This window comes from Sphingobium sp., from assembly GCF_033795625.1.
GTDB lineage: Bacteria > Pseudomonadota > Alphaproteobacteria > Sphingomonadales > Sphingomonadaceae > Sphingobium.
The window spans coordinates 1-1,153 of record NZ_JARYGI010000084.1; the positions used below are offsets into that span (position 1 = coordinate 1).

1 protein-coding gene and 1 pseudogene are annotated in these 1,153 nt (G+C 62.0%); one reads left to right on the top strand and one right to left on the bottom strand.

Annotated elements, in window-relative coordinates; translation table 11 throughout:
• Nucleotides 1-893: PDR/VanB family oxidoreductase (locus tag QHC67_RS18640; protein WP_319296649.1), on the top strand; the 893-nt coding region annotated here is incomplete at its 5' end.
• A gap of 86 nt (nt 894-979) precedes the next feature.
• Here QHC67_RS18640 and QHC67_RS18645 read toward each other — a convergent pair.
• Nucleotides 980-1,153 (bottom strand): annotated as a pseudogene (locus QHC67_RS18645) (IS6 family transposase); the annotation flags it as partial.

Here is a 1,153-nt window from a genome sequence, read left to right on the forward strand (position 1 = left end):
TCCCAGGCGACCTTGTCTTTCAATTCGGCGTCTCCCATATAGATATCGAGCTGCCCAGCGGCGAGGTTCGCCAATATTCCCTCTACAACCACCCGCAGGACACCAACGTATATCGCGTCGCCGTCAAGAAGGAGCCGGTGTCCCGCGGTGGTTCGATCTATCTCCACGATCAGGTCGCCGAGGGTGATTTCCTGCGGATCAGCCTGCCACGAAGCAACTTCCTCCTAGTGCCGGAGATCAGTCGGCACGTCCTTGTTGCCGGCGGCATCGGCATTACGCCGCTCCTCGCCATGGCACAGCAGCTCGCGGCGGGCGGAGCGGACTTCGAGCTTCATTATTTCGTGCGATCCGAGCAGCACGCCGCCTTCGTGGAACTGCTGAGACGCGCAGACTTGGCGGGCAGGGTCAGCCTCTATCTCGGGGCGGATGCGGCGGAGACGGAAGCGATCCTGTCGCGGATTCTCGAAGGCCAGCCACGCGGCACTCATCTTTATTATTGCGGCCCGACGCCTTTCATGCAGGCCGTCCTCCGCTGCGCGACTGCCCGGCAATGGCCGCCGGAAATGCTGCACTGGGAATATTTCTCCCCGCCTGACGAAGACACTCCGGCGGACGACGGCGGCAACAAGCCCTTCACATTGCGCCTTGCGTCGACGAACCGGGAGTTCGTGATCCCCGCCGACAAGACCGCGCTGCAAGTCCTGACGGAAAACGGCGTCGAGGTTGCCAATTCGTGCCAGCAAGGCACGTGTGGAAGCTGCGTCGTCAAGGTGGTGGAAGGCGTCCCCGACAATCGCGATCACTTCCTCAGCGAGTTCCAGAAGAACGCCGGAAAGAAAGTCGCACTCTGTATTTCGCGCGCGAAGACGGATGTGCTGGCGGTCGAGCTATAAGCCGGAAGCGTCCGCCCGATAGCACCACCGCTGGCTCTGTTGCAAAGATTGGCGGCAGTCACAGGTAGGCTGTCGCTCTGCGCCGATCAGGCGGCTGCTGCGAAATGGTGGTTGAGCATGTCCATGGCCTCCGTCAGTGCCGAGGGCCCAATGCCGAAAGCTCTCTCCACAAGGCGCACCTCTCCCCTGATGCCGGGCTGCAGGCACCAGGGGCGAGCCTGTCCTTTGCGCAGGGCTCGCATGACTTCGAATCCCTTGAT